Annotated in this window: 23 protein-coding genes; 8 read left to right on the forward strand and 15 right to left on the reverse strand. The window is 72.5% G+C overall.

All coding sequences use genetic code 11. The features are described 5' to 3' along the window. Positions 1 to 97: 97 nt before the first annotated feature. The 5 genes from HNR21_RS34205 to HNR21_RS36265 are packed head-to-tail and all read right to left on the reverse strand — an operon-like array spanning position 98 to position 4922. On the reverse strand, positions 98 to 925 hold the full coding sequence (locus tag HNR21_RS34205) for a CDP-alcohol phosphatidyltransferase family protein (RefSeq protein WP_182708365.1): 828 nt from the start codon (positions 923 to 925) through the stop codon (positions 98 to 100). After that, the gene (locus tag HNR21_RS34210; RefSeq protein WP_119728631.1) at positions 903 to 1976 is read right to left on the reverse strand and encodes an iron-containing alcohol dehydrogenase family protein; all 1074 of its coding nucleotides are present in this window, start codon (positions 1974 to 1976) and stop codon (positions 903 to 905) included. The genes HNR21_RS34205 and HNR21_RS34210 overlap by 23 nt, the downstream gene beginning before the upstream one ends. A gap of 3 nt (positions 1977 to 1979) precedes the next feature. Next, positions 1980 to 2711 carry a phosphocholine cytidylyltransferase family protein gene (locus HNR21_RS34215; RefSeq protein ID WP_182708366.1) on the reverse strand — a complete coding sequence of 244 codons (732 nt, stop codon included), beginning with the start codon at positions 2709 to 2711 and terminating at the stop codon, positions 1980 to 1982. A gap of 19 nt (positions 2712 to 2730) precedes the next feature. Further along, positions 2731 to 3414, reverse strand: coding sequence for a DUF5941 domain-containing protein (locus tag HNR21_RS36260; RefSeq protein WP_182708367.1), 684 nt, complete (start codon positions 3412 to 3414; stop codon positions 2731 to 2733). After that, on the reverse strand, positions 3411 to 4922 hold the full coding sequence (locus tag HNR21_RS36265) for a CDP-alcohol phosphatidyltransferase family protein (RefSeq protein WP_182708368.1): 1512 nt from the start codon (positions 4920 to 4922) through the stop codon (positions 3411 to 3413). The genes HNR21_RS36260 and HNR21_RS36265 overlap by 4 nt, the downstream gene beginning before the upstream one ends. Before the next feature lie 95 nt (positions 4923 to 5017). Here HNR21_RS36265 and ispD point away from each other — a divergent pair, with 95 nt between their 5' ends. Both ispD and HNR21_RS34235 read left to right on the forward strand, forming a co-directional pair. Then, a complete protein-coding gene (gene ispD / locus HNR21_RS34230) occupies positions 5018 to 5731 on the forward strand; it encodes a 2-C-methyl-D-erythritol 4-phosphate cytidylyltransferase (protein ID WP_182708369.1) in 714 nt (237 codons plus the stop codon). Continuing rightward, positions 5728 to 6534 carry a glycerophosphodiester phosphodiesterase gene (locus HNR21_RS34235; RefSeq protein ID WP_182708370.1) on the forward strand — a complete coding sequence of 269 codons (807 nt, stop codon included), beginning with the start codon at positions 5728 to 5730 and terminating at the stop codon, positions 6532 to 6534. The genes ispD and HNR21_RS34235 overlap by 4 nt, the downstream gene beginning before the upstream one ends. Here HNR21_RS34235 and HNR21_RS34240 read toward each other — a convergent pair. Both HNR21_RS34240 and HNR21_RS34245 read right to left on the reverse strand, forming a co-directional pair. Then, the gene (locus HNR21_RS34240; protein WP_182708371.1) at positions 6525 to 7298 is read right to left on the reverse strand and encodes a hypothetical protein; all 774 of its coding nucleotides are present in this window, start codon (positions 7296 to 7298) and stop codon (positions 6525 to 6527) included. The genes HNR21_RS34235 and HNR21_RS34240 overlap by 10 nt on opposite strands. A gap of 75 nt (positions 7299 to 7373) precedes the next feature. Next, positions 7374 to 8411 (reverse strand): glycosyltransferase family 2 protein, encoded by a 1038-nt coding sequence (locus HNR21_RS34245; RefSeq protein ID WP_119728624.1) that lies wholly within the window; start codon positions 8409 to 8411, stop codon positions 7374 to 7376. 340 nt (positions 8412 to 8751) lie between these two features. Between HNR21_RS34245 and HNR21_RS34250 the strand changes: the two genes are divergently transcribed. Further along, positions 8752 to 10398: an LCP family protein gene (locus HNR21_RS34250; protein ID WP_182708372.1), complete on the forward strand. Its 1647-nt coding sequence runs from the start codon at positions 8752 to 8754 to the stop codon at positions 10396 to 10398. A 72-nt stretch (positions 10399 to 10470) separates the two neighbouring features. Here HNR21_RS34250 and HNR21_RS34255 read toward each other — a convergent pair whose 3' ends face one another. Then, positions 10471 to 11640 (reverse strand): acyl-CoA dehydrogenase, encoded by a 1170-nt coding sequence (locus tag HNR21_RS34255; protein WP_182708373.1) that lies wholly within the window; start codon positions 11638 to 11640, stop codon positions 10471 to 10473. Positions 11641 to 11705: 65 nt separating this feature from the next. Between HNR21_RS34255 and HNR21_RS34260 the strand changes: the two genes are divergently transcribed. Both HNR21_RS34260 and HNR21_RS34265 read left to right on the forward strand, forming a co-directional pair. Continuing rightward, positions 11706 to 13055 (forward strand): UDP-glucose dehydrogenase family protein, encoded by a 1350-nt coding sequence (locus HNR21_RS34260; RefSeq protein ID WP_220500407.1) that lies wholly within the window; start codon positions 11706 to 11708, stop codon positions 13053 to 13055. Between the two features lie 95 nt (positions 13056 to 13150). Beyond that, positions 13151 to 13570 (forward strand): CoA-binding protein, encoded by a 420-nt coding sequence (locus HNR21_RS34265; protein WP_182708375.1) that lies wholly within the window; start codon positions 13151 to 13153, stop codon positions 13568 to 13570. Positions 13571 to 13583: 13 nt separating this feature from the next. Here the strand turns inward: HNR21_RS34265 and purE are convergent, their stop codons facing one another. Then, positions 13584 to 14081, reverse strand: coding sequence for a 5-(carboxyamino)imidazole ribonucleotide mutase (gene purE, locus HNR21_RS34270; RefSeq protein WP_119728619.1), 498 nt, complete (start codon positions 14079 to 14081; stop codon positions 13584 to 13586). Beyond that, entirely contained in the window at positions 14078 to 15226 is a 1149-nt protein-coding gene (locus HNR21_RS34275) for a 5-(carboxyamino)imidazole ribonucleotide synthase (protein WP_246446597.1), read from the reverse strand. Before HNR21_RS34275 ends, purE begins: the two co-directional genes overlap by 4 nt. A gap of 228 nt (positions 15227 to 15454) precedes the next feature. Here HNR21_RS34275 and HNR21_RS34280 point away from each other — a divergent pair, with 228 nt between their 5' ends. Beyond that, positions 15455 to 16042 carry a GtrA family protein gene (locus HNR21_RS34280; protein WP_119728617.1) on the forward strand — a complete coding sequence of 196 codons (588 nt, stop codon included), beginning with the start codon at positions 15455 to 15457 and terminating at the stop codon, positions 16040 to 16042. Positions 16043 to 16301: 259 nt separating this feature from the next. Here HNR21_RS34280 and HNR21_RS34285 read toward each other — a convergent pair whose 3' ends face one another. The 5 genes from HNR21_RS34285 to glgX form a co-directional block, all read right to left on the reverse strand. Continuing rightward, a complete protein-coding gene (locus HNR21_RS34285; RefSeq protein ID WP_119728616.1) occupies positions 16302 to 17579 on the reverse strand; it encodes a sensor histidine kinase in 1278 nt (425 codons plus the stop codon). Positions 17580 to 17687: 108 nt separating this feature from the next. Beyond that, positions 17688 to 18359, reverse strand: coding sequence for a response regulator transcription factor (locus HNR21_RS34290; RefSeq protein ID WP_012854433.1), 672 nt, complete (start codon positions 18357 to 18359; stop codon positions 17688 to 17690). 229 nt (positions 18360 to 18588) lie between these two features. Beyond that, entirely contained in the window at positions 18589 to 20322 is a 1734-nt protein-coding gene (gene treZ / locus HNR21_RS34295; protein ID WP_182708376.1) for a malto-oligosyltrehalose trehalohydrolase, read from the reverse strand. 218 nt (positions 20323 to 20540) lie between these two features. Continuing rightward, positions 20541 to 22829, reverse strand: a complete 2289-nt coding sequence (treY, locus tag HNR21_RS34300) for a malto-oligosyltrehalose synthase (RefSeq protein ID WP_182708377.1) — start codon at positions 22827 to 22829, stop codon at positions 20541 to 20543. Continuing rightward, complete coding sequence (gene glgX / locus HNR21_RS34305; protein ID WP_182708378.1) at positions 22822 to 24954, reverse strand: glycogen debranching protein GlgX; 2133 nt, start codon at positions 24952 to 24954, stop codon at positions 22822 to 22824. The genes treY and glgX overlap by 8 nt, the downstream gene beginning before the upstream one ends. Before the next feature lie 175 nt (positions 24955 to 25129). On the opposite strand from glgX, the gene HNR21_RS34310 reads away from it, so the two are divergent. Both HNR21_RS34310 and bfr read left to right on the forward strand, forming a co-directional pair. Continuing rightward, positions 25130 to 25414 carry a (2Fe-2S)-binding protein gene (locus tag HNR21_RS34310; RefSeq protein ID WP_119728612.1) on the forward strand — a complete coding sequence of 95 codons (285 nt, stop codon included), beginning with the start codon at positions 25130 to 25132 and terminating at the stop codon, positions 25412 to 25414. A 96-nt stretch (positions 25415 to 25510) separates the two neighbouring features. Continuing rightward, positions 25511 to 26008 carry a bacterioferritin gene (gene bfr, locus HNR21_RS34315; RefSeq protein ID WP_182708379.1) on the forward strand — a complete coding sequence of 166 codons (498 nt, stop codon included), beginning with the start codon at positions 25511 to 25513 and terminating at the stop codon, positions 26006 to 26008. Positions 26009 to 26061: the final 53 nt, after the last annotated feature.

The raw sequence follows: 26061 nt of genomic DNA on the forward strand, positions 1-26061 counted from the left end.
GAGCGCACAACACCCCTCCCAGGTCACACTCCCGCAGCAGTCTTTCACCTCACGGTCAGCGAACATGCAACTTGAGGAAAGGTGTCGTTCATCCCGTTTACTGCAGTCTGCGTGAGGCGACGATGCTGACCAGGTGCGCCGCGGTCTGCACGACGGCCACGGCCGCCACCAGGACGGTCAGCGCCCGGGTCGCCGCCGGGGTGTGCCCGCCGACCAGCGCGTCCGCCGCCGCGGCCGCCGCGATCATCAGGGACAGCTCCACCGCGCCGATGATCCGGTGCACCCGCAGCGCGGCGGCCAGCTGGCGGGCCAGCGCCAGCCGGGTGGACCGCGGCCGCAGCGCCCGGTCGCCGACCTCGGGATCGACCGGCAGCCCCGACTTGGCGCGCGCCACCACCACGTTGTCGGTCTCGGCCTTGATCAGCGCGGCGCCCAGCGCGGCGACCAGCCCCAGCTCGACGTAGCCGCCGGTCTCCCAGGCGCCCTGGGCGCGCACGCCCAGCGCCGCCAGCAGCGCCACCTCGACCAGGTAGTGGCCGATGCGGTCCAGGTAGACGCCGGTCACCGAGGTCCGCCGCAGATAGCGGGCCATCTCCCCGTCGACGCAGTCCAGCAGCAGGTACACCTGCACCAGCACCGCGGCCGCCAGCGCGGGCCACAGCGCGGCCCCCGGCAGCGACAGCACCGCCGCCGCCGCGACGCCCGCCGCGATCATCAGGTAGGTGACCTGGTTGGGCGACAGCCCCAGCCGCAGCAGCGCCCAGGACACGTACGGCGACAGCGACCGCATGTAGAGCCGGCCCGCCCAGTGCTCCTCGTTGCGGCGCTCCTTGAGCCCGGGGGGCTGGCCGAGGGCGCGCACGTCGGCGACCCGCGCGCCCCGCCGGGAACGCACCGCGGCCTCAGTCTCCGTAGGAGCGGACATAATCCCTCACCGCGGTCAGGACGGCGTCGTGGTCGAGGGCCAGCCGCTCCAGGACGGTGTAGCGGCCGGGCCTGGTCTGCGGGGCGTACACCACCGCCTCGGCGAACTGCTCCTCGCTCAGCCCGACCTCGCCGGGCAGCCAGGGCAGCCGGTGCCGCTCCAGGCAGGTCACGATCTCCTTGAGCCGCTCCCCGCCGGCGCCCAGGAAGCGGTCGCGCAGGAAGTAGCAGAACGCGGCGCCCAGCCCGGCCAGCTCCCCGTGGTTGGCGGTGCCCGGGAAGAGCTGGTCGACGGCGTGCAGGATCTCGTGGTCACCGCCGCTGGACGGCCGGGAGGAGCCGGCGAACGACATCGCCATGCCCGACAGCACCAGCCCCTCGGCCAGCACCGTCAGGAAGTGGTCGGACTCGATCGACTCCGGCTGGTAGAGCAGGGCCTCGGCGGCGGTGCGGGCCAGCGTCAGCGCCAGCCGGTCCACCGGCTCGCCGCAGTCCTCGGCGGCCAGCAGCCAGTCGTCCACCGCCGACAGGTTGCTGATCACGTCGCCGATCCCGGCGCGCACCAGCCGCTCCGGGGCGGCGTGCACGTAGTCCAGGTCGACGATCATCGCCAGCGGCATCGCCACCCCGAACGAGCCCTTGCCCTTGTCGTGCTCCAGCGAGGCGACCGGGGAGCAGATGCCGTCGTGCGACAGGTTGGTGGCGACCGAGACCATGGGGATGCCGGCCAGCGTGGCGGCGTACTTGGTGGCGTCGATGGTCCGGCCGCCGCCGATCCCCACCACCGCCTCGTACCAGCCCGAGCGCAGCCGGGACGACAGCGACACGGCGGCGTCCACGGTGCCGCCCGGGACGTGGAAGACGTCGCACTCGGTCAGCGACGGCCTGACCTGCTCGGCGATGGCGTCGCCCTGGCCGGGGCCGACCGCGATGGCGACCCGGCCCTCGGTGGCGATCCGCCGGTCGGCCAGGAGTTCACCGAGCGCCGCCACCGCCCCGCGCCGGATCTCCACCGACAGCGGGGCCGGCAGCGACCGCATGAGCTGTGGCATGCGTCAGTACCCCTTGGCGATCCGCCGTGCCTTCTCCAGGTCGTCGTGGTTGTCGACCTCGACCCACTCGACCGCGCCGATCGGGGCGACGGCGATCCGCCCGCCCCGGTTCACGAACTCCTGGTAGCCGTCCTCGTAGTACAGGTCCGGGTCGTTCTCCCAGGTGGCCTTGAGGGCGTCGGCGAGCCGGCCGGCGGCCGACGGCTCGATCAGGGTGGCGCCGATGTACTCGCCGTGCGCGGTGGCCGGGTCCATCAGCTTGGTGATGCGCGCCAGGTGCCCGGAATCGTCCAGGATCACCTTCATCTCCTCGTCGGCCAGAGTTTTCACATCGTCCACCGCGAGGACGATCTCCGGACCCCGGGCCGCGAGTAGGGTCTTCTCGACGCTCACCGGGTGGACGGTGTCGCCGTTGACCATGAGGACGCCCTTGGCGAAGTGCTCGCGGGCCAGCCACATGGAGTAGGCGTTGTTCCACTCCTCGGCCTTGTCGTTGTGGACCAGGGTCAGGGAGACGCCGTACCGGTCCTCGAGGGCGGCCTTGCGCCGTTCGACGGCGTCGGCGCAGTAGCCGACGACGACCACGACCTCGGTGAGGCCGACCTGGGCGAGATTGCCCAGCGCGATGTCGAGGATGGTGGTCTCACCATCCACCGGCACCAGGGCCTTGGGCAGGGTGTCGGTGTAGGGCCGTAGTCTGCGGCCGGCTCCTGCGGCCAGCACCATCCCGATCACGCTGTGCCTCCATCACCGTTCAACCGGCCTCCCGGCCGGCCTGGTCGGTCTCGTCGTCGGTCTCTTCTTCCAGATTCACCTGTGCGCCGTTTCCGCGTCCCGCCTTTACCCACGCCGTGACGCTCTCCACGCCGAACAGCAGACCCAGGTAGACGGCCAGCACCGCGTAGGCCGTCGCGAGCTGCCCGAACAGCCCGGCGAAGGCCGCGATGAACATCCGGCCCTCCCAGCCGAGCCCGGCCGCGAAGACCCACTCGCGCGGCCACAGCCGCTGGCGCGTACGGTAGACGGTGTCGTAGTGGTGGTAGGCGAGAACGGCCAGCAGCACGTAGATCACCGGTGCCGACACGTCCTGCGCGAACCCCAGAACGGCCAGGTAACCATACTCGATGCCGCGCATCAGGGGAGGGACGAGCCAGTCCAGCCGGCCCAGGTGCGGATGCTGCGCCGAGGGCCCCATCAGCAGCAGCGCCAGCAGCGGCGCGTACAGCAGCGGGATGGTGCGCTCTTCTCCCCCGGCCACCACCAGCAGCGCCGCGGTGGTGGCGGCGGCCAGCACCGTGCCGGGCAGCGGGATCAGCCGGCCCTGGGTGAGCTTGCCGAACGCGGCGGCCAGCGGCCCGTCGTCGCGGTAGGCCTGCAGCCGGGTGGGCTGCGGGCGGGCGGGCCGGCTCGACGGGGCGGCGGTCAACGTGATGGTCATCGATTCAGCGACCTCAGCATCCGTCCGGACAGGGTGTAGGCGGCCGCCACCGCGCCCCAGCACAGCAGCGCGATGAAGGTCACCCGGGCGTTCCAGATCGCGGCGGTGATCGACACGACCGCGAACCGCTCGCCGATCGGGAACACGATCATCTTCTTGGCCCAGAACGCCGGGCCCGTGCGGGTCCGCGCCATCACCCGGCCGATCAGCCCGCGCAGGCCGCCGGGGCCGGGGGCGGGGACGGCCGGGGCCGGGGTGCGGCCGTCCTCGGCGGCGGTGAGCGGGACCACCGGCAGCGGGGCGACCGGGCGGGCGCCCCGGGCGGCGCCGAAGGAGAAGTCGATCATGTGGCGGACGGTCTGCGCGACCATCGCGGCCACCGCCAGCACCCACACGTCCCCGGCGTGCACCGAGCTGTCGGCCGCGGCCGCGGTCGCGCCGACCGCCAGCCCGGCGAACACGGTGTACTCCTTGGCGCGGTCGAAGGTGGCGTCCAGCCAGGCCCCGAACGTGCTGAACTTGCGGGCGTAGCGGGCCAGCTGCCCGTCCACGCAGTCGAAGACGAACGAGAAGTAGTACAGCACCGCGCCGGCGATCATCCCGGCCCGGGTGCCGGAGGCGAACGCGATCGCCGCGCCGACCGCGATGGACATCGACAGCGAGGTCACCATGTTGGGGGTGGCCCCGATCCGGGCCGCCAGCCGCGCGATGTACCGGGAGTAGGTGCTGACCGCGAACGTGGTGAAGAAGCCGTCGTTGCTCTTGACCGCCGCGTCCAGCCGGACCCGGTCCTCGTCGATCGCCTCGACCGCGGCGCGCGCCTCGGCGGCCTCGGCGGCGTCGCGGACCGGCCGGCACACCAGCGGCTGCTCCCGCAGCTTCTGCACCCGCACGCCCGACCGGACCAGCGCCACCAGCAGCAGCGCCGCGACGTCGTCGGTCACCCCCGGCAGCGCGTCCGGGGTCTCCAGCAGGGCGGCCATCTTCTCGGCGGCCTTGGCGCAGGTCACCCGCTTGGCGGGGGTGATCCGCAGCAGCCCGCGGAACACCCCGTTGGGCTCGGTCACCTGGTGGAACCCGGTCCCCACCGACACCACGCGGACGGCGCCCTGCCGGATCGGGGCGCCGTCGCCCTCCCGGGCGACCACCGCGGTGACCTCGGCGCGGTGCCAGACCAGCCGGTTCACCAGTTCGTCGGAGGCGACGGTCCCGGCGGGGACCACCAGCAGCGGCTCGGTGAGGTCGCGCACCACCCGGGCCAGGACCCGCAGGTCCTCGGCGGGCGAGTCGGACTCGACGACCTGGACGTTCACCGCGCCGGTCGCGGCGGCGTCGATCTCCTTGCGCAGCCGCGCGGCGTTCTCCGGCCGGGCGACGATATGGACGTCCGGTACGTTGAGCGTGGCGAGCCGGTCGAGCCACCGGTGCAGGAGGGTCGGGGCGTGGGGCCCGTTGCCGTAGGGGATGTCCGCGGTCTCATCGGCCGCGAGCACCAACGCCACAGTCATGCGCACCTTCCAGTAGCGTCGGGTCGGGGATCACGGGAACGTCAGCGTAGCGGGTCGGACACACCACAGCGGTCGAACGGAGACGTAGGGGAACATTGAGAACGGTTGCGGTGATCCTGGCCGGCGGCACCGGGCGGCGGATCGGGGCGGCCACCCCGAAACAGCTGCTCGACGTGGGAGGACGGCCAATCCTCGGGTACTCGGTGGCGACGTTCGCCGCCCATCCGGCCATCGACGACGTACGGGTGGTCATGGCACGCGGGCATACGAGCGTGGCCAGGGAGATAGCAGATCGTTACGGAGCGGGGCGGGTGTCCCGGGTGATCGAGGGCGGGGCCACCCGCAGCGAGTCGACCCTGGCGGCGCTGCGCGACCTGGCCGGCGAGCCCGACGACACCCGGGTGCTGCTGCACGACGCGGCCCGGCCGTTCGTGACGGCCGGGATCGTCGACCGGTGCCTGGCGGCGCTGGAGTCGTTCGAGGCGGTCGCGGTCGGCCTGCCGACCACCGACACGGTGGTGGCGGTCGAGGACGGGCTGGTGAAGGCGATGCCGCCGCGCGACACGCTGAGCCGGTTCCAGACCCCGCAGGGCTTCCGGATCGGGACGCTGCGCAAGGCGTACGAGCTGGCCGCCGCCGACCCGGGGTTCGCCGCCACCGACGACTGCGGGGTGGTGCACCGGTACCTGCCGGACGTGCCGATCCGGGTGGTCGAGGGCGACGAGCGCAACCTCAAGGTCACCCATCCGCTGGACATCGTGATCGCCGAGCATCTGGCCGGCCGGGCGGCCGACGGGGAGGCGCCGTGATCTTCGACGGGGACCGGCCGGTGGTGATCGGCCATCGCGGCGCCGGGTCCGGCGCCGTTCATCTGCCCGGGGCCGAGGACCCGGTCGTGGAGAACACCGTGGAGTCGATCCTGGGCGCGGTGCGCGCCGGGGCGTCCTGGGTGGAGATCGACGTGACCCGCACCGCCGACGACGAGCTGGTGCTGCGGCACGACCCGACCGGCGTGGACGGGGCCTTCCTGGTGGACCGCACGGCGGTGGAGTCCGGGCTGCCCCGGCTGGCGGACGTGTTCGAGGCGCTGCCGCCGGAGGTGGCGCTGGACGTCGACGTCAAGACGATCCTGGAGGACGCCGTCGACCCGCCGGCCCGGCGCACCGGGGCGCTGCTGGTCCCGCTGCTGAGGGCCGAGGCCCGGCGGCGGCCGTTGCTGGTCACCTCGTTCGACCCGTCGCTGCTGCTCGGGCTGCGCGAGGAGCTGGGGAACGCGGTGCCGCTGGGCCTGCTGACCTGGGTGCGGTTCCCGCTGTGGCACGCGGTGGCGGCGGCCGCGGGCCTGGGGATGAACGCGGTGGGCCTGCACACCGGGTCGTGCGGGATCGACCCGCCGGACGCCCGGCTGCGCCCGCTGGACCACAACGTGGACGTGGCGCACAAGGCCGGGCTGGAGGTGCTGGCCTGGTGCCCGGCGCCCGCCGACGCCCCCCGCTACGCCGCCGCCGGGGTGGACGCGATGGTGGTCAACGACGTGCCCGGGGTGATCGCGGCGCTGTCCTCGCCGGATCCGGACGTGCCGGACCCGGCGGAGGACGCCGTTCAGGACTGAGCGCCGTCGTCCTTGCGCGCGCTCCTGCCGCCGTACATGCGGGTCCACTCGCCGGGCTCGTCGTCGTCCTGATCCTGCCGGGGCTGGGACGCCGGCGGCCCGTACTGCGGCGGCGGGGGCGCGTCGTCCACCGGCTGCGGCGGAACGTAGGGCGCGCCGGGCCCGAACGAGGGCTGCGCCCCCGGCCCGACCGGAACGCCCGCCGGAGGCGGCCCGCCGGGAGCGCCGCCGTGCATCACGGGAGGCACGGGAGGAGCGCCCTGCCCCGCCGGAGCGCCGGGCGGCGGCGTCCAGGCGGGCGGCTGCGGACCGGCGGCCGGGCGCCGCGTGGCCGCCCGCCAGCGCGACGGCGGCAGGGAGCCGATCATCAGCGCGCCGCCGATCATGCCGCTCACGCCCAGCGTCATGAGCGTGATGAACGAGTTGCCGTAGCCGTTCGGCACGAGCTCGAAGACCTGCTTGGCCAGGTCGCTGCTCAGCTGCAGCCACGGCAGGTTGACCAGCGCCAGGATCCCCCCGCAGACCAGCGAGGCCAGCGGTGACACCCGCGAGCCGATGAGCAGCCCGACCACGGCCGCCGCCAGGAGGACGAACACCGCGCCGATCCAGCGTTCGGGGCCGTCCTGGAACTGCTGGTTGGCCCGGATCAGCCGCTCGGTGCCGAACAGCAGCAACCCGAAGATCACCGGTGCCGCCACCAGCCCGAGCAGGAACCCCAGACCGTGCCGGGCGCCGTTGGACATGCCTGCTCCGCCTGTGGACATGAGCCCGCTCCTCCCGTGTCCGGTCCGAGCAGGCTAGCGGGATTCACCCCGCCGTGTCCTGCGGTGCCCCGTGGCTCAGCGTTTGGGCGGGGAGGGCTGGCCCAGACCGGGCGGGCTGGTCAGGAAGCCCACCCCCCAGGAGATGTGCATGGTCGCGTACACCAGCGGCAGCCGGATCCAGGCCGACAACGGCAGGCCGCGCCCGGTGACCAGGCTCCCGCCGATCATGACCACCGCGACGTAGCCGCCGGGGATCAGCCAGCCGGGCCAGAAGCCCAGCGCCCCGGCCACCGTGCCGACCAGCATCCCCACCACCGCGATCGGCGGCGCCAGGTAGCGCAGGTTGAGGGTGCCGGCGTGCTCGCGGCCCACCACCCGGCGCCAGCGGCCGGTGTGGAAGTACTGCTTGGCCAGCGAGCGCAGGTCGGGGCGGGGCCGGTAGGTGACGCGCATCCGGGGGGTGAACCAGATCTTGCCGCCGGTCTGCCGGATCCGGTGGTTCATCTCCCAGTCCTGGGCGCGCACGAAGGTCTCGTCGTAGCCGCCGACCCGTTCCAGCGCGCTGCGCCGGAACGTGCCCAGATAGACGGTCTCCACCTCGCCGGCCTCGCCGCCGGTGTGGAAGCGGGCGGAGCCGACGCCGATCTTGGAGGTCATGGCGCGGGCGACGGCCTTCTCGAACGGGGTGATCCCCTCGGCGGCCATCAGCCCGCCGACGTTGTCGGCCCCGGTCTCCTCCATGGTCTCCACCGCGGCCCGGACGTAGTCCGACGGCAGCAGCGAGTGCCCGTCGACCCGGACGACGATGGAGTACTGCGAGGCCCTGATGGCGATGTTGAGGCCCTGGGGGGTGCGGCCGGTGGGGTTGGGCACCACGATGATCCGGGGATCCTCGGCGGCCAGCTTCTCGGCGATCTCCTGGGTGCGGTCCCGGGACGGGCCGACGGCCAGCACCAGTTCCATCTCGCCGGGATAGTCCTGGGTGAGGATCGCGCGGACGGCGTCGGCCAGGTGCCGCTCTTCGTTCAGCACCGGCATCACCACCGAGACGGCCGGCCAGGTACGGCCCTCGGTGGCGGTTTCGGCACTGCGTGCGTGGGGTGACGGATTCATCTGGACTCTCGGGGACGAACCCGGCACTGCGGACCGGGTCAAGCCGCTACCTCTCTGCTTTTCTGTGCGCCAGGGGGCGGGGCGGCCCGGGGACGGCCGCCGGCCGTGTCGGCCGTATCGGGTGTAAGGCCTCGATCGGTGCCTCCTGCGCGGGGTGCCCGGCGGTCGCGCCGGAGGCCGGGCCAGGGCGCCCGGATCGCTCCGCCTTCCGCCGGGAGAGGTCAACTCGGCGCCACGTTACTCCAACGACACGGAACGCAGGTAGCGAACGCAGCGGTGCGGACCACTTTAGGGTGGGGACATCCGCGGCAGGAAACGCACGGACGAAGGGGCAGCAGCCATGCCGGACGTGGGGGACTCCGATCCGATCGAGCGGTACTTCCGCCCTCGCCCGCGCCGTCCGGACGGGGCGGAGGACGCGGTCCCCGAGCAGCCCGGCGAGGGCGTGACCGTCGACGGGGTGCCCGCCCCGCGGGTGGCGGTCGGCGCAGGGCGCGGCCCGCGCCGCCCCCGGCCCCAGCTCAGCCCGCGGGCCGCGGTCGGCGCCCGGCGGCAGCGCCGGTTCCTCATGGCGACCGGGGCGATGTCGGCGCTGGTGCTGCTCACCTCGGGCGGCGCCTGGGCGTTCAACAACTACGCCACCAGCCTGGTCGAGCCCCTGCTGGTGGAGGGGCTCGGCGACGACGACGGCGGGCCGAAGGGCGCGATGACGATCCTGGTGGCCGGCGTGGACCGGCGCGAGGGACTGACCCGCGAGCAGCAGAAGGCCGCCCGGCTCGGCCGCGAGGCCGGGGAGCGCTCGGACACGATGATGCTGGTGCACGTGTCGCGCGACCACGACCGGATCGCGGTGGTGAGCCTGCCGCGCGACTCGCTGGTCACCATCCCGGCGCACCGCTCGAACGGCTCCGAGGGCCCCAAGGGCACCCCCGTCCCGGCCCGCCAGGGCAAGCTGACCTGGGCGTACCAGTTCGGCGGCCCCAACCTGACGGTGGCCACCGTCAAGCGGGCGACCGGGGTGTCGATCGACCACTACGTCGAGGTCAACTTCTACGGGTTCGTCAACATCGTGGACGCGCTCGGCGGTGTGGACGTGTGCGTGGAGCAGCCGGTCAACGACCGCAAGAGCGGGCTGCGGCTGCCCGCCGGCACCACCCACGTCAACGGCCTGCAGGCGCTGGCGTTCAGCCGGGCCCGCTACACCCTCACCGGCGGCAGCGACCTGGGCCGCATCGACCGGCAGCAGCAGCTGATGGCCTCGCTGATGAAGCAGGCGATCAGCACCCGGACGCTGAGCGACCCGGTCAAGGCCAAGCGGGTGCTGGACGCGACGCTCAAGTCGCTGCGGGTGGACGAGGAACTGGCCGACGACCTGGACGAGCTGGCCGCCCAGATGAGCGACCTGTCCACCGACGACATCACGTTCGCCAAGATCCCGCTGCGCAGCGAGAACCACATGACCCCGATCAACGGGTCGGCGCCGCAGTCCACCGTGCTGTGGGACGACCGGGGCGCGCGGGAGCTGTTCGGCAGGATCCGGCGGGACGAGCCGTTGGCCAAGCCCAGGCCCAAGCCGACCACCGCCGCGCCCACCCGCGACCCGAACGCGCCCACCGTCCAGCCGGGCGACATCACCGTGACGGTCCGCAACGGGGTCGGCACCCGCGGCCTGGCCGCCCGCGCCGCCGGCGACCTGCGCGAGGTCGGCTTCCGCACCGTCGTCCCGCCGGGCGTGGCCCGCACCGGGCTGAAGATCACCCAGATCCGCTACGGCCCGGCGCACGCCGACGCCGCCAGGACCCTCGCCGCCGCCATCCCCGGCGCCAAGGTCAGGGAGGACGCCTCCGTCGGCGACGGCATCCAGGTCATCGTCGGCGCCGACTGGAACGGCGCCGAGGAGGTCTCCGTCCAGGGCCTCCCCGGCGCCGTCCCGTCCCAGCCGTCCGGCCCGCAGACCAGCACGGCCTCGCAGAAGCTCTGCAAGTGACCGGGGCCGCGGGAGGCGGGAACGGCGACGCCCCGGCTCGGCGGCCGAACCGGGGCGTGCGCGGACAGGCCGTTACTTGAGGAGCTGACGCGCCATCACCATCCGCTGGATCTGGTTCGTCCCTTCGTAGATCTGGGTGATCTTGGCGTCCCGCATCATCCGCTCGACCGGGAAGTCGCGGGTGTAGCCGTAGCCGCCGAGCAGCTGCACGGCGTCGGTGGTGACCTCCATCGCCACGTCCGAGGCCAGGCACTTGCACGCCGAGGACACGAAGGTCAGGTCCGGCACCTTCGCGCCGTGGAAGGCGCGCTCGGACTTGATCGCGGCGTGGTAGGTGAGCTGGCGGGCGGCCTCGATCTTCATCGCCATGTCGGAGATCATGAACTGCACGCCCTGGAAGTCGGCGATCGGCTTGCCGAACTGCCTGCGCTCCTTGACGTACCCGATCGCGTAGTCCAGCGCGCCCTGGGCGATGCCCAGCGCCTGGGCGGCGATGGTGATCCGGGTGTGGTCCAGGGTGGCCAGGGCGGTCTTGAAGCCGGTGCCCTCCTCGCCGATGATCCGGTCGGCGGGGATCCGCACGTTCTCCAGGATGACCTGGCGGGTCGGCGAGCCCTTGATGCCGAGCTTGCGCTCCTTGGGCCCGAACGACACGCCCTCGTCGGACTTCTCCACCACGAACGCGGAGATGCCGCGGGCGCCCTTGTCGGGGTCGGTGACCGCCATCACCGTGTAGTACTCCGACACCCCGGCGTTGGTGATCCACATCTTGACGCCGTTGAGCACCCAGTGGTCGCCGTCGCGGACCGCCCGGGTCTTCATCGAGGCGGCGTCCGAGCCGGCCTCGGGCTCGCTCAGCGCGTAGGAGAACATGGCCTCGCCGCGCGCCACCGGGGTCAGATACTTTTTCTTCAGCTCCTCCGAGCCCGACAGCAGCACCGGCACGGTGCCGAGCTTGTTCACCGCCGGGATCAGCGAGGAGGAGGCGCACACCCGGGCGACCTCCTCGATCACGATCACGGTGGCGAGCGCGTCGGCGCCGGCGCCGCCGTAGGACTCGGGGATGTGCACGGCGTGCAGCTCGTTCTGCACGAGCGCGTCCAACGCGTCCTGCGGGAACTCGCCGGTCTCGTCGACCTCCGCGGCCTTGGGGGCGATCTTGGCTTCGGCGAGCTCGCGGACCGTCTGACGCAGCAGCTCGTGCTCCTCGGACGGGGCGTACGCGGGAATGTCGGAACTCATACAGTTGAGCGTACCGGCCAGTAGGATGCGCCGGTCAGGCGAGGGGCCGCCTCCGGCGGCCCCCGATGGAGGGAGTTGCCTTGGCCCACCGGCTCACCGTCATCGGCACCGGCTACCTGGGCGCCACGCACGCCGCCTGCATGGCCGACCTGGGCTTCGAGGTGCTCGGCCTGGACGTCGACAAGGACAAGGTCGACCGGCTCCAGGCCGGGGACCTGCCGGTCTACGAGCCGGGCCTGGAGGCGGTGCTGCAGCGCAACCTGGAGGCCGGCCGGCTGCGCTTCACCACCTCCTACGACGAGGCCGCCGACTTCGGCGACGTCCACTTCATCTGCGTGGGCACCCCGCAGAAGCAGGGCGAGTACGCCGCCGACCTCAGCTACGTCGACGAGACGATCGGCGCGCTGGCGCCCCGGCTGGACCGCCGCTGCCTGGTGGTCGGCAAGTCCACCGTCCCGGTCGGCACCGCCCGGCACCTGGCCGAGCGGCTGGCACGGCTGGCCCCCGCCGACGGGGACGCGGTGCTGGCCTGGAACCCGGAGTTCCTGCGCGAGGGCTTCGCCGTCCAGGACACCATGCACCCCGACCGGATCGTGATCGGCGTGCCCGACGACCCCGACGACGCCGCCTGGGCCGAGCAGGTGCTGCGCGAGGTGTACGCGCCGATGATCGCCGAGGGCTGCCCGTTCGTGGTGGCCGACTACCCCACCGCCGAACTGGTCAAGGTGTCGGCGAACGCGTTCCTGGCCACCAAGATCTCGTTCATCAACGCGATGGCCGAGGTCTGCGAGGCCGCCCACGCCGACGTGACCAAGCTCTCGGAGGCGCTGAGCTACGACGACCGGATCGGCGGCAAGTTCCTCGGCCCCGGTCTCGGCTTCGGCGGCGGCTGCCTGCCCAAGGACATCCGGGCGTTCATGGCCCGCGCCGGCGAGCTGGGCGTCGACCAGGCCCTGTCGTTCCTGCGCGAGGTCGACGCCATCAACCAGCGCCGCCGCATCCGCATGGTGGACCTGGCCCGCGAACTGCTGGGCGGCTCGTTCATCGGCCGTACGGTGGGGGTGCTGGGCGCCGCCTTCAAACCCAACTCCGACGACGTGCGCGACTCCCCCGCCCTCGACGTCGCCGCCAACATCCGCTCCCAGGGCGCCCGGGTCACCGTCTACGACCCGCAGGCCCTGGAGAACGCCCGCCGCGCCCACCCCAACCTCGACTACGGCTCCTCCGCCCTGGACGCGGCCCGCGACGCCCACGTCGTCCTCCTGCTCACCGAGTGGGCCGAGTTCCGCGACATGGACCCCGACGCCCTCGGTGCGGTCGTCGCCGAGAAGAACATCGTCGACGGCCGCAACGCCCTCGACCCCGAGCGCTGGCGCACCGCCGGCTGGACCTACCGAGCCCTCGGCCGCCCCTGACCCGCCCCGCTCGTCCTCCCGGGTTCCCCGGCGGCCCGTCGTCCTGGCCGCCGGGGGGCGGGAAGCCGGGGGCGATCACGGGCGTTGGGGTGGGCATGAACGAGCGGTATGCCGATCCGGACGTGATCACGCGGTTGCTGGACGAGTCGAGGACGTGGGCGTTCGTGGGGCTGGCGGACCATCCGCACAAGACCGTGTACGACCAGGCCCGGCGGTTGCAGGCGCGGGGCAAGCGGATCATCCCGGTGCATCCGGACCGCAGGCCGGTGCTGGGCGAGGAGGCGTACGGGTCGCTGGCGGAGATCCCCGAGGACGTGCGGATCGACGTCGTGGGGGTCTACCGGCGGTCGGAGTTCGCCGGGGGCGTGATCGACGAGGCCATCGCGCGCGGGGCCGGGGCGGTGTGGCTGCCGCTGGACGTGATCGACGAGGCCGCCGCCGAGCGGGCGCTGGCGGCGGGCCTGGACGTGGTGATGGACCGGTGCCCGGCGATCGAGTGGTCGCTGCGGCACTGAGCCCCGGCGGGACCTAGGACAGGTTCTCGCGCAGGCGGGCGCCCTTGGCCTTGGCCTGCTCGTACAGGTCCCGCTGGAAGTCGCGCATCCTGGCCCGCAGCCCCTCGTCGGAGGCGGCCAGGATGCGGACCGCCAGCAGCCCCGCGTTGCGGGCGGCGCCGACCGCGACGGTCGCGACCGGGACGCCGGCCGGCATCTGCACGATGGACAGCAGCGAGTCCATGCCGTCCAGGTGCTTGAGCGGCACCGGAACGCCGATGACCGGGAGCGGGGTGACCGAAGCCAGCATGCCGGGCAGATGGGCGGCCCCGCCCGCGCCCGCGATGATCACCCGCAGGCCACGGTCGGCGGCCTGCGAGCCGTAGGCGATCATGTCGTGCGGCATCCGGTGCGCGGAGACCACGTCCGCCTCGTACGGCACCCCGAACTCCTCGAGGGCCTCGGCGGCGAGCCTCATGACGGGCCAGTCGGAGTCGCTGCCCATCACCACGCCGACCACGGGCGCCGTCATGACCGCTCCTTCGTCTCCGGGCCCCACCGCAGGTAGTCGGCGGCGTGGCGGGCGCGTTCGCGGACCTCGTCCAGGTCGTCGCCGAGCGCGGTGACATGGCCGATCTTGCGGCCCGGACGGACCTCCTTGCCGTAGAAGTGCACCTTCACGGCCGGGTCGTGGGCCATCACGTGGATGTAGCGGGGGTAGATGTCGGGGTCGTCGCCGCCCAGCAGGTTCGCCATCACCGTGTAGCGGGCGGTCGGCTCGGTGGAGCCCAGCGGCAGGTTCAGCACGGCCCGCAGATGCTGCTCGAACTGGGAGGTCCGCGCCCCCTCGATCGTCCAGTGCCCGGAGTTGTGCGGGCGCATCGCCAGCTCGTTCACCACGACGCCGCCGTCGACCTCGAACATCTCGACGGCCAGCAGCCCGACCACGCCGAGGCGTTCGGCGATGTCGAGGGCCAGCCGCTGCGCCTCGGCGGCCAGGTCGTCGTCCAGGTCGGGCGCGGGGGCGATCACCTCGTGGCAGATGCCGTCCCGCTGCACCGTCTCCACCACCGGGTAGGCGGCCCCCTGCCCGTACGGGGACCGGGCGACCAGCGCCGCCAGCTCCCGCCGGAACGGAACGTGCTGCTCGACCATCAGGTCCACGCCCTGGTCCACCAGCCGCCCGATCAGCTCGACGGACTCCGGCCCCAGGTCCTTGACGATCCACAGGCCCTTGCCGTCGTACCCGCCGCGTGTGGCCTTGACCACCAGCGGCCATCCGGCCCGCTCGGCGAACTCCTCCAGCGCGGCCAGCGGCGCGTCCGCGGGGACCTTGGCGTACGGCGGGCAGGGCGCGCCGGCGGCGCTGAGCCGTTCCCGCATCACGAACTTGTCCTGGGCGTGCAGCAGCGCCGCCGACCCCGGCAGGCAGGCCACCCCCTCGGCCTCCAGCGCCCGGATGTGCTCGGAGGGCACGTGCTCGTGGTCCCAGGTCACCACGTCACAGCCCTTGGCGAACGCCCGCAGGTCCTCCAGCGAGGTGTGCTCGCCGATCCGCACGTCCGCGCAGACCCGCGCCGCCGACTCCTGCGGAGAGCGCGCCAGCACCCGCAACGTCACACCGAGCCCGATCGCCGCCTGCTGGGTCATCCGGGCCAGCTGCCCGCCCCCCACCATGCCCACGACGGGCATCTGACCTGGAATGCTCACATCGCCAAAGGTTATCGGCAGGCCGGAGTGAACGAAGCGGGCGGGCCGGGCGTCTCATCCGGCATGGGGGCGTTCCCAGTGGGCAGAGCCACGGTGGGGAACTTCGCACTCACGACACCACTGGAGCAACGTGCCTCTATTCTCGTCTTCGTTGTGCCGTGACAACCCCGCGGTCCGGAAGGACGGTCGTTCTTCGTGAGTTTCGTCGCCACCCTGTACCGGCGGTTCGAGCACCTGGTGCGCGAGCTCGCGAAGTTCGGCAGCGTCGGCGCCGTGGCCTTCGTGATCACCATCGGGGTCGCCAACGCGCTGCAGTTCGGCCTGCACGTCGGCCCGCTGAAGTCGTTCATGGCCGCCACCGTGGTCGCCACCACGTTCTCCTACCTGGCCAACCGCTACTGGACGTTCCGCCACCGCGACCGCACCGGCCTGGGCCGCGAGTACGTGCTGTTCTTCACCCTGAACGGCATCGGCCTGGTGATCACCGAGCTCTTCATCGGCTTCGTCCACTACGGCCTGCACCTGGAGAGCCCGATCGCCTACAACTCCGCCCTGATCGTCGGCACCGGCGTGGCGACCCTCTTCCGCTTCTGGTCCTACAAGAAGTGGGTCTTCCTCCCCGCCGAGGCGCCCCCCGTCGACCCGGCCTCCGCCCTCCCCGAGCCCGGCCCCACCACCGCGAACGGCACCGCCCCGAACGACGCCACCCCCACGACCAACGGCCGCCCCCACCCCCACCCCACCGGGGGCGCCCACCGCAAGCGCACCCCCGCCCGGCGTTAGCTTTGTGGGGGGACGACCCCCCACACCCCCCGCATGCGGATCCGGGCATCCTCGCGTCACCCGGCTTCCGCTCGCCTGGCGGCTCGCTCCAGCCGGGCGCCGCTGCGGTGCCCGGACCGCGCTCAGTCGTCCGAAGCTCCGCCCTGGGGGCTCCGCTTCGGCCGACTGAGGGTCGGGTTGGTCTGGGGTTGCTGTGGAAGTTCTGGGGGCTCCGCCCCCAGACCCCCGGGCGATCACCTGGAACGAGTATGTGCAGGCACTAGGCAGGGCCGACGACTACGGGTTCTTCGGCGAGGTGGATGTCGGCGGCCTGGCGGAGGAAGACGGCGAAGACGGCGGGGCGGGCCTGGAGGAGTTCCAGGCGACCGCCGTCGACGACGGCCAGGGAGCGGGCCAGGTAGAGGCCGAGGCCGGTGCCGTCGCCGCCGGTGACGCTGCGTTCGAAGACGCGGCGTTCCAGTTCGGGGGGCACCCCCTCGCCCTCGTCGCCGACCTCGACCACGACGGAGCCGGTGCTGTTCTTGGTGGTGATGGTGACGGTGCCGGCGCCGTGCACCAGGGAGTTGTCCAGCAGGGTCGCCAGGATCTGGGACAGGCCGGCGGGAGTGACCAGGCCGACCAGGCCGCGTTCGCCGGTGAGCCGGATGTCGCGGCCGGCCCGGTGGAAGATCGGGCGCCACTCCTCCACCTGCTGGGCGACCACGTCGTCGAGCGCGACGGGCGCGGCGGCGCCGGTGCGGTCGTGGCGGGCGCGGGCCAGCAGCTGCTCGACCACGGCGACGAGGCGTTCGGCCTGGGAGAGGGCGGCGGCCCCCTCCTCGCGGACGATGTCGGGGTAGTCGGCGGCCTCGACCATCTCCTCCAGCCGCATCGACAGCGCGGTGAGCGGGGTGCGGAGCTGGTGGCTGGCGTCGGCGGCGAACTCGCGGCTGGCGGCCAGCAGGTCGGCGATCCGCACGGCGCTGCGGTCCAGCACCTCGGCGACCCGGTCGACCTCGGGGATGCCGTAGCGGCGGCGGCGCGGGCGGGCGTTGCCGGAGCCGAGCCGGTCGGCGGTCTCGGCCAGGTCGCTGAGCGGCAGGGTGAACTTGCGGGCCTGGAACATGGCCAGCCCGACGGTGACCGCCACCCCCAGCAGCGCCAGCGAGCCGATCAGCAGCAGCTGCCGCAGCGCCTCCTCGCGGACCTGGGCGGCGGGCTGGGAGACCTGGACGCCGATGCCGCCGGCGCTGCGGGAGTCGGTGAGCAGCTCGGCGCCCCTGGGCGGGCGTTCGCCGGCGGTCAGCACGGTCTCATCGGGCAGGGTGATGACGATGTAGCGGCCCGGATAGCCCTGGGCGATCCGGTCGGCGGTGACCATCCGGCCGGTGCTGAGGCTGAGCTGGACCCCGCCGAGGATGGTGGCGGTCTCGCGTTCCAGCGACTGCCGGGCCTCCTCGTAGATGAGGCGGTGCGTGGCGTACGCGAGGGGGATGCCGAGCAGCAGGATGGCGACCAGCGCCACCGCGAGCGTCGACAGCAACAGCCGACGCCTCATCGCGTCTCCTTCCGTAGGGGAACGCGGTCATGCCGCGGCCGGGCCGGTGCTCGGGACACCGCCCGTGCTCTGTGCGGCAGACCTTCTCGGTGAACCCGCCGGGCGGGTTCAGTCGCCGCGTTCGAACCGGAAGCCGACGCCGCGCACGGTGGTGATGTAGCGCGGATTGGCGGCGTCGTCGCCCAGCTTGCGGCGCAGCCAGGAGATGTGCATGTCGAGCGTCTTGGTCGATCCCCACCAGTTGGTGTCCCAGACCTCGCGCATGATCTGTTCCCTGGTGACCACCTTGCCGGCGTCGCGGACCAGGACCCGCAGCAGGTCGAACTCCTTGGTGGTCAGCTGCAGTTCCTGGTCGCCCATCCAGGCCCGGCGCGACTCGGCGTCGATGCGCACGCCCTGCACGATCGGGGTCTCGGTGGAGCCCCGCCGCAGCAGCGCGCGCACCCGCGCCAGCAGTTCGGCCAGCCGGAACGGCTTGGTGACGTAGTCGTCGGCCCCGGCGTCGAGCCCGACGACGGTGTCGACCTCGTCGGCGCGGGCGGTCAGGATCAGGATGGGCACCCCGTGCCCCTCGGAACGTACCCGGCGGGCCACCTCGAGGCCGTCGAGCTCGGGCAGCCCGAGATCGAGCACGATGAGGTCGACGCCGCCGCCCAGCGCCCGTTCCAGGGCCTGCGGACCATCGGGGCTGACCTCAACGGTGTACCCCTCGCGCCGCAGCGCGCGGGCGAGAGGCTCGGAGATGGACGTGTCGTCCTCGGCGAGCAGTACAGACGTCATGTGGGCATCGTATGACCATTCATGAAGGTTTCCCGGCCGGTGCGGGCCTCTTGACCTGCGGTTTGCCACGTATAGTACATCCGCGAACACGGATGAACCGGTGCACGCGGGAATTCCGTGGAGGTGTCGCCGCCCGCGGGCCCGGCCGGCCGACCAGGTCTCCGTGATACTCCCGTGATAGGCCCGCGTGGCCAATTCGGGATACTCCGCCCATTTCCCATGGAAATGATCATTTGCGCCGGAACACCGCGACCGAGGCCCCTGGGAGCCGGGTCGTGCCGGATTCGGCCCGTACCCCCGGGTCGGAGACCAGCAGCGGCTCCCCGCACTCCGGCACCACCGCCTCCCCCGGCCCGAACGCGGCGGCCACGGTCACCGCTCCGCGCCGCATGACCAGCCACCGGGCGTCCTCGTCGTAGGAGACCGAGACCCGGGTGAGCCGGGGGTCGGTCAGCTCGGGCGTCCGGCGGCGCAGCGCGATCAGCGCACGGTGCCAGTCCAGCAGTTCGCGGTGGGGTTCGCGGCCGGGCTCGGACCAGTCCAGGATCGAACGCCGGTAGGTCTGCTCGGCCTGTGGATCGGGGACCTCGCCCGCCCAGCCGTGGCGGGAGAACTCGCGGCGGCGGCCCTCGGTCACCGCGCGGGCCAGTTCCGGCTCGGGATGGTCGGTGAAGTAGCACCACGGCGTGCCCGCGCCCCACTCCTCCCCCATGAACAGCATCGGGGTGAACGGCGCGGTCAGCACCAGCGCCGCACCGACCTTGAGCAGGCCCGCGTCGAGGACGGCGGACTGCCGGTCGCCGGCGGCCCGGTTGCCGACCTGGTCGTGGTTCTGCAGGTAGCCCAGGAACCGGTGGGCGGGCGTGCGGAGCCGGTCCACCGGACGGCCGTGGCGCCGCCCCCGGAACCGCGACCAGCCCCCGTCGTGCCGGAACACCTCGGTCAGCGTCTTGGCCAGCACCGCCATCGACCCGAAGTCGCAGTAGTAGCCCTGCCGTTCCCCGGTCAGCGCCGCGTGCAGGGCGTGGTGGAAGTCGTCGCTCCACTGGGCGTCCAGCCCCAGGCCCCCGGCGTCGCGGGAGGTCACCAGCCGGGGGTCGTTCAGGTCGGACTCGGCGATCAGGACCAGTTCCCGGCCGAGGTGCGCCGACAGCGCCTCGACCTCCGCCGACAGCTCCTCCAGGACGTGCACGGCCCGGTCGTCGCGGATGGCGTGCACGGCGTCCAGCCGCAGCCCGTCGATGTGGAAGTCCCGCAGCCAGCTCAGCGCGTTCTCGATGACGAACGCCCGCACCTCGTCGGAGTCCGCCTGGTCGAAGTTGACCGCGGGCCCCCAGGGGGTCTGGTGCGCCGAGGTGAAGTACGGGCCGTACGGGCCGAGGTAGTTCCCGCTGGGGCCGAGGTGGTTGTAGACGACGTCCAGGACCACCGCCAGCCCCCTGCCGTGGCAGGCGTCCACGAAGCGTTTCAGCCCGTCCGGGCCGCCGTAGGGCTCGTGCACCGCCCACAGGTCGACGCCGTCGTAGCCCCACCCGTGGTGGCCGGAGAACGCCGCCACCGGCAGCAGTTCCACGATGTCGATCCCCAGCTCCACCAGGTGGTCCAGCCGTCCGATCGCCGCGTCGAACGTCCCCTCCGGCGTGAACGTGCCGACGTGCAGCTCGTACAGCACGCTCCCGGCCAGCGGACGGCCGTGCCAGCCCTGGTCGTGCCACTGGTGACGGTGGTGCTCGTAGACCTGGCTGCGGCCGTGCACACCGTACGGCTGGCGGCGGGAGCGAGGGTCGGGCAGCACGTCCCCGCCGTCCAGCCGGAACCCGTAGTCGGTGCCGTGCCCGGCGTCCGGCACCTCCGCCGCCCACCAGCCCGGCCGACCGGGGATCGGCTCCATCGCGTGCAGCGACCCGGCTGCCTCCACCTCGACCCGCCCGGCCTTCGGCGCCCACACCTCGAACCTCGTCACGCATCCCCCCGAACCAGCCGCGTCCCCGGCGCCCGCATCCCGTCGCTCGTCCTCGCCTCAGACCCGCCCGGCCTCCAGTGCCCAGCTCTCACACCTCGTCACCCATCTCTCCGAACGAGCGGTGCCACCCGGCCGGGCGGCCTCCTGCGATCTGCACCTCGTCAGGTGTCCCCCGCGCGAGCAGGGCCCGTTCGCGTCCTTGCGCAGCGGGGGCCTCGTCACGCGTCTCCCTGGACGAGCAGGGCCACCGGCAGGTGGGACAGGACTCGTTCCAGTGCCGTGTCCTCGTGGACCGCGCCGGTGATCACGTCGCGCCACGGCCCCTTCGGCAGGTCCAGCGCGGTGTCGCGCCAGCCGCCGTGGGCCTCCAGGCCCGCGGGGAGGCGGGTGGCGACGGCGACGGCGCCGCCCCGGCGGAACGCCAGGGCGTGGCCGGCCGCCGGGCCGGTGGCCTCGACCGGCTCGTACAGGTCGGGGCCGAACCATTCGGGGTGCCGCCGTCGCAGCCGCAGTGTCCGCGAGGTGACCAGCAGTTTCTCGTCGTCGAGGTCGCGGGGGGACTCGCCGGCGTCCAGCCGGGCCAGGCGGCGGCGCCGTTCGCCGTAGTCGACGGGGCGGCGGTTGTCGGGGTCGACCAGCGACAGGCCCACCAGCTCGCAGCCCTGGTAGACGTCGGCGACCCCGGGCATGGCGAGCTGCACGAGCTTCTGGCCGAGCATGTTGGCGCGGGCGTACGGCTCCATCAGCGCCACGAACGCGGTGACGTCCTCCTCCGGCACGCACTCGCGGGCATAGGCGAGCACGGCCTCCTCGTAGGCGGGGTCCGGATCGGTCCAGGAGGTGCGGGTCTTGGCCTCCCGCATCGCCTTGGTCAGGTACTCGGCGAGCCGTTCCGGGGCCAGCGGCCAGGCCCCCACGACCGTCTGCCAGAGCAGGTACTCCAGGTCCGGTTCCAGCGGCGAGTCGGGCGCGCGCCAGCGCCCCACCGCCGCCGTCCACTCCTCGTCCAGCTCGGCCAGCGCCGCCAGCCGCGCCCGCACGTCCTCCTGCCGCTTGGTGTCGTGCGTCGACAGCGTCGTCATCGTGAACGGCCAGTCGCGCGCCAGCCGGGCGCAGAACTCGTGGAACTCCGCCGGGGTCACCGCGAACCGTTCCGGCTCCCCGCCGACCTCGTTGCGCGCCGCCAGCCGGGACCAGCGGTAGAACGCGGTGTCCTCGACGCCCTTGGCCATCAGCGGCGCGGCGGTCTGCTGGAACCGCACCGCGACCTCCGCCGCCAGGTCCGAGCAGCCCGCCTCGCCCGACACCACCGGGGCGATCGTGTCCAGCACCGGGTGCAGGTCCTCGGGCAGCCTGCGCCGCGCCGCCTGCACGGCCTCGGCGACGACCCGCCTGGTGTGCGGCAGCATCTCCTCGCCGGGCTCCACGTACACCCGGTAGACCGGCATGGCGACCAGCAGCTCGACCAGCGCCCGCCGCATCTGGTCCGGGTCGTGCGAGGGCAGGGCCGCCTGCAGCGCCCGGTGCAGCCGGTCCACCTCGGGTCGCAGGCCGTGCTCGGCCATCTGGCGCTTGGCCTGGTGGGCGACCTCCGCGAAGTCGCCGGGGCCTCCGGTGAACGCCAGGTACGCCTCGGTCAGCGGCCCCTCCGCCGCCGGGTCGACGAAGACCCCGCCGACCATGTTGAGCGCGTCGTAGCCGGTGGTCCCCGCGCACGGCCAGTCGGGGGCCAGCTCCTCCGGCCCGGTGAGGATCTTCTCCACCACCGTCCACATGCCGCGGGTCTCGTCGGTCAGCCGGCTCAGGTACGCGCGGGGCGCGGCCAGCCCGTCGGGATGGTCGACGCGCAGCCCGTCGATCAGGCCCTCGCGGACCAGCCGGAGGATCACCTCGTGGGTCCGGTCGAACACCTCCGGGTCCTCGACCCGCAGCCCCGCCAGCGTGGAGATCTCGAAGAACCGCCGGTAGTTGGGGCCCTCCCGCCAGTACGCCAGCCGGTAGTGGTCGCCGGGCAGCGGGAACACGTGGTCGTGGTAGCGCAGCACGTCCCCGTCCTCGACCAGTTCGTCCCGCACCTCCTCCGGTGGGCCGCCCAGCACCGGCAGCACGATCCGCCCGTCGCCCGCCTCCCAGTCGACGTCCAGCCACCGCGCGTACGGGGAGCCGCGCCCCTCCGACAGCACCGGCCACAGGACGGGGCTCAGGTCCTCGGGCGCCGGGAGGGCCATGTGGTTCGGGACGATGTCCACCACGATCCGCAGCCCGGCCTCGTGCAGCCTGGCGGCCATGGCGCGGAAGCCGTCCTCCCCGCCCAGTTCCTCGGAGATCCGGGTGTGGTCGACGACGTCGTACCCGTGCGCGGACCCGGGCGCGGCCTGCAGGATCGGCGACAGGTAGACGTGGGTGACGCCGAGGTCGGCCAGGTAGCCGGCGATGCCCGCCACGTCGGCGAACCCGAACTCCCTGCGCAGCTGCACCCGGTAGGTCGAGACGGGGGCCTCAGACACGGCGCAGCACCTGCATCGAGCGGGCGTCCACCGCGATGGTCTCCCCGGCCTTGTAGCTGCGCCCGCTGGTCTCCTCCACCAGCAGCGGGTCGGCGGTGTCGATCACCCGCAGCCAGGTGTCGCCGTACCGGGCGGGCGGGATGGTGAACCGCAGTCCCCCGTGGTGGGCGTTGAAGATCAGCAGGAACGAGTCGTCGCGGATCCGCTCGCCGTGCCGGCCCGGCTCGCTGATCGCCTCCCCGTTCAGGAAGACCTGCAGCGACTTGGCGAACCCGGCCAGCCAGTCGGCCTCGTTCATCTCCCGCCCGTCGGGGGTGAACCAGGCGATGTCCGACAGCCGCGAGGTGTCCGGGTCGGCGGGCGGGCGGCCCTTGAAGAACCGGCGGCGGCGGAACACCGGATGGTCGCGGCGCAGCCGCGCCAGCTTCTGCACGAAGTCCAGCAGCGGGAAGTTGTCGCGCAGCCGCGCCCAGTCCATCCAGGCCAGCTCGTTGTCCTGGCAGTAGACGTTGTTGTTGCCGCGCTGGGTGCGGCCCAGCTCGTCGCCGTGCGACAGCATCGGCACGCCCTGCGACAGGAACAGCGTGGTGAGGAAGTTGCGCTTCTGCTGCTCGCGCAGCGCCAGCACCTCCAGGTCCTCGGTCGGCCCCTCGTAGCCGCAGTTCCACGACCGGTTGTCGTCGCTGCCGTCCCGGTTGCCCTCGCCGTTGGCGTCGTTGTGCTTGGTGTTGTACGACACCAGGTCGTGCAGGGTGAACCCGTCGTGGCAGGTGACGAAGTTGATCGAGGCCAGCGGGCGGCGGCCGTCGTCGGCGTACAGGTCCGAGGAGCCGGTCAGCCGGGAGGCGAAGTCGGGCATGGTCGCCGGCCGTCCCCGCCAGTAGTCGCGGACGGTGTCGCGGTACTTGCCGTTCCACTCGGTCCACAGCGGCGGGAAGTTGCCGACCTGGTAGCCGCCCTCGCCCACGTCCCACGGCTCGGCGATCAGCTTGACCTGGGAGACCACCGGGTCCTGCTGGACCAGGTCGAAGAACGCGCTCAGCCGGTCCACCTCGTGCAGTTCGCGGGCCAGCGTGGCGGCCAGGTCGAAGCGGAACCCGTCCACGTGCATCTCGGTGATCCAGTACCGCAGCGAGTCCATGATCAGTTGCAGTACGTGCGGTGAGCGCATCAGCAGGCTGTTGCCGGTGCCGGTGGTGTCCATGTAGTAGCGGGGGTCGTCGTCCACCAGCCGGTAGTACTGCTGGTTGTCCAGGCCACGGAACGACAGCGTCGGCCCCAGGTGGTTGCCCTCGGCGGTGTGGTTGTAGACCACGTCGAGGATCACCTCGATCCCCGCCTCGTGCAGGGCCTTGACCATGGACTTGAACTCCAGGACCTGCTCGCCGGTCTGGCCGGAGGCGGAGTACTCGTTGTGCGGGGCGAAGAAGCCGATGGTGTTGTAGCCCCAGTAGTTGCGCAGCCCCCGCTTGATCAGGTGGTCGTCGTGCACGAACTGGTGCACCGGCATCAGCTCGACGGCGGTGATCCCCAGCTCCCGCAGGTACTCGATCATCACCGGGTGGGCCAGGCCCGCGTAGGTGCCGCGGAGCCGTTCGGGGATGTCGGGGTGGCTGATCGTCAGGCCCTTGACGTGCGCCTCGTAGATCACCGTCTCGTGGTACGGGGTGCGCGGCGAGCGGTCGTCGCCCCAGTCGAAGTACGGGTTGACCACCACCGACCGCATCATGTGCGGCGCGGAGTCGGCGTCGTTGCGGGACCACGGGTCGCCGAACGTGTAGCCGAAGCACGCCTGGTCCCAGTCGATCTGCCCCTCGATCGCCTGCGCGTACGGGTCCAGCAGCAGCTTGCTGGGATTGCAGCGCAGGCCGCGTTCGGGCTCATACGGCCCGTGCACCCGGAACCCGTACCGCTGGCCGGGCATGATCCCCGGCAGGTAGCCGTGCCAGACGAACCCGTCGACCTCCGGCAGCGTCAGCCGGGTCTCCCGGGCGTCCGGCCCGGGCCCGTCGAACAGGCACAGCTCGACCCGCTCGGCCGCCTCGGAGAACACCGCGAAGTTGGTGCCCGCCCCGTCGAAGTGCGCGCCCAGCGGATATGCCTGCCCGGGCCAGAAATCACCCACGTGCCCGCCCTCCTCGATGCCAACAAGTGCCTTCCCCGCCCAGAGGCGATCACACCGGGAGAACAGGACTGGCCAAAACGGACATCTCTGCGCTACGTTAGGGGAGCCTTACCTAGGTAAGGCTGACCTAACCAACCCCTGCGCCGCGGCGCCCGCCCGGAGAGGTCCCGTCCGGATGTACGTCTGCATCTGCAACGGTGTCACCGAGGAAGACGTGCTGGCCAGCCTGGCCGCCGGCGCCGGGACCACCCGCGAGGTCAAGGCCGCCTGCGGGTGGAAGCCCGGCTGCGGCGTCTGCACCCGCCGGCTGTGCGGCATGGTCGCCGAGCACCGCCGCGCCCGCGAGACCGACGTGTCCCTCCCGCTGGAGACGATGCCCCCGGCGCATCCGGCGACCCCCGGCCCGGAGATCCCCGTGCCCCTCGGCATGCCCGCCGTCCGCCAGGGAACCGCCGCCTAGAACCTCCGGACCCGCCCCGATGTGTCCCGCGGCACGTCCGCGACCGGGGTTTTTATGCTGTCCTAAGTCGGCCATCGCGTGGAAGCATGGACATCCATGGAAGGCGACAAGGACATCATCGCGCTGCTGAACGAGCAGCTCACCGCCGAGCTGACCGCCATCAACCAGTACTTCCTGCACGCCAAGATGCAGCAGAACTGGGGCTACACGCGGCTCGCCCGATACACCCGCGACGAATCCTTCGACGAGATGCGGCACGCCGAGCGGCTGACCGACCGCATCCTCTTCCTCGAGGGCCTGCCGAACTACCAGAAGCTCAACCCGCTGCGCATCGGCCAGACCGTCGTCGAGCAGCTGGAGGCCGACCTGGCCATCGAGAAGGAGGCCGTCGCCCGCCTGCGTCCCGGCATCGAGCTCATGCGCTCCCGCGGCGACGTCACCTCCGCCCGGATCTTCGAGTACATCCTCGAGGACGAGGAGAAGCACATCGACTTCCTGGAGACCGAGCTCAGCCTGGTCCAGTCCCTCGGCGAGCAGAACTACCTCCAGCGCCTCACCGACTACCCCGGCGAGGGCGGCGAAGGCCACGCATGACACCACCGCCGCGCCCACGACGCGGCGACGGTTCGGGGGAACGGAGACTTCCG

The organism is Thermomonospora cellulosilytica (assembly GCF_014138835.1).
GTDB lineage: Bacteria > Actinomycetota > Actinomycetes > Streptosporangiales > Streptosporangiaceae > Thermomonospora > Thermomonospora amylolytica.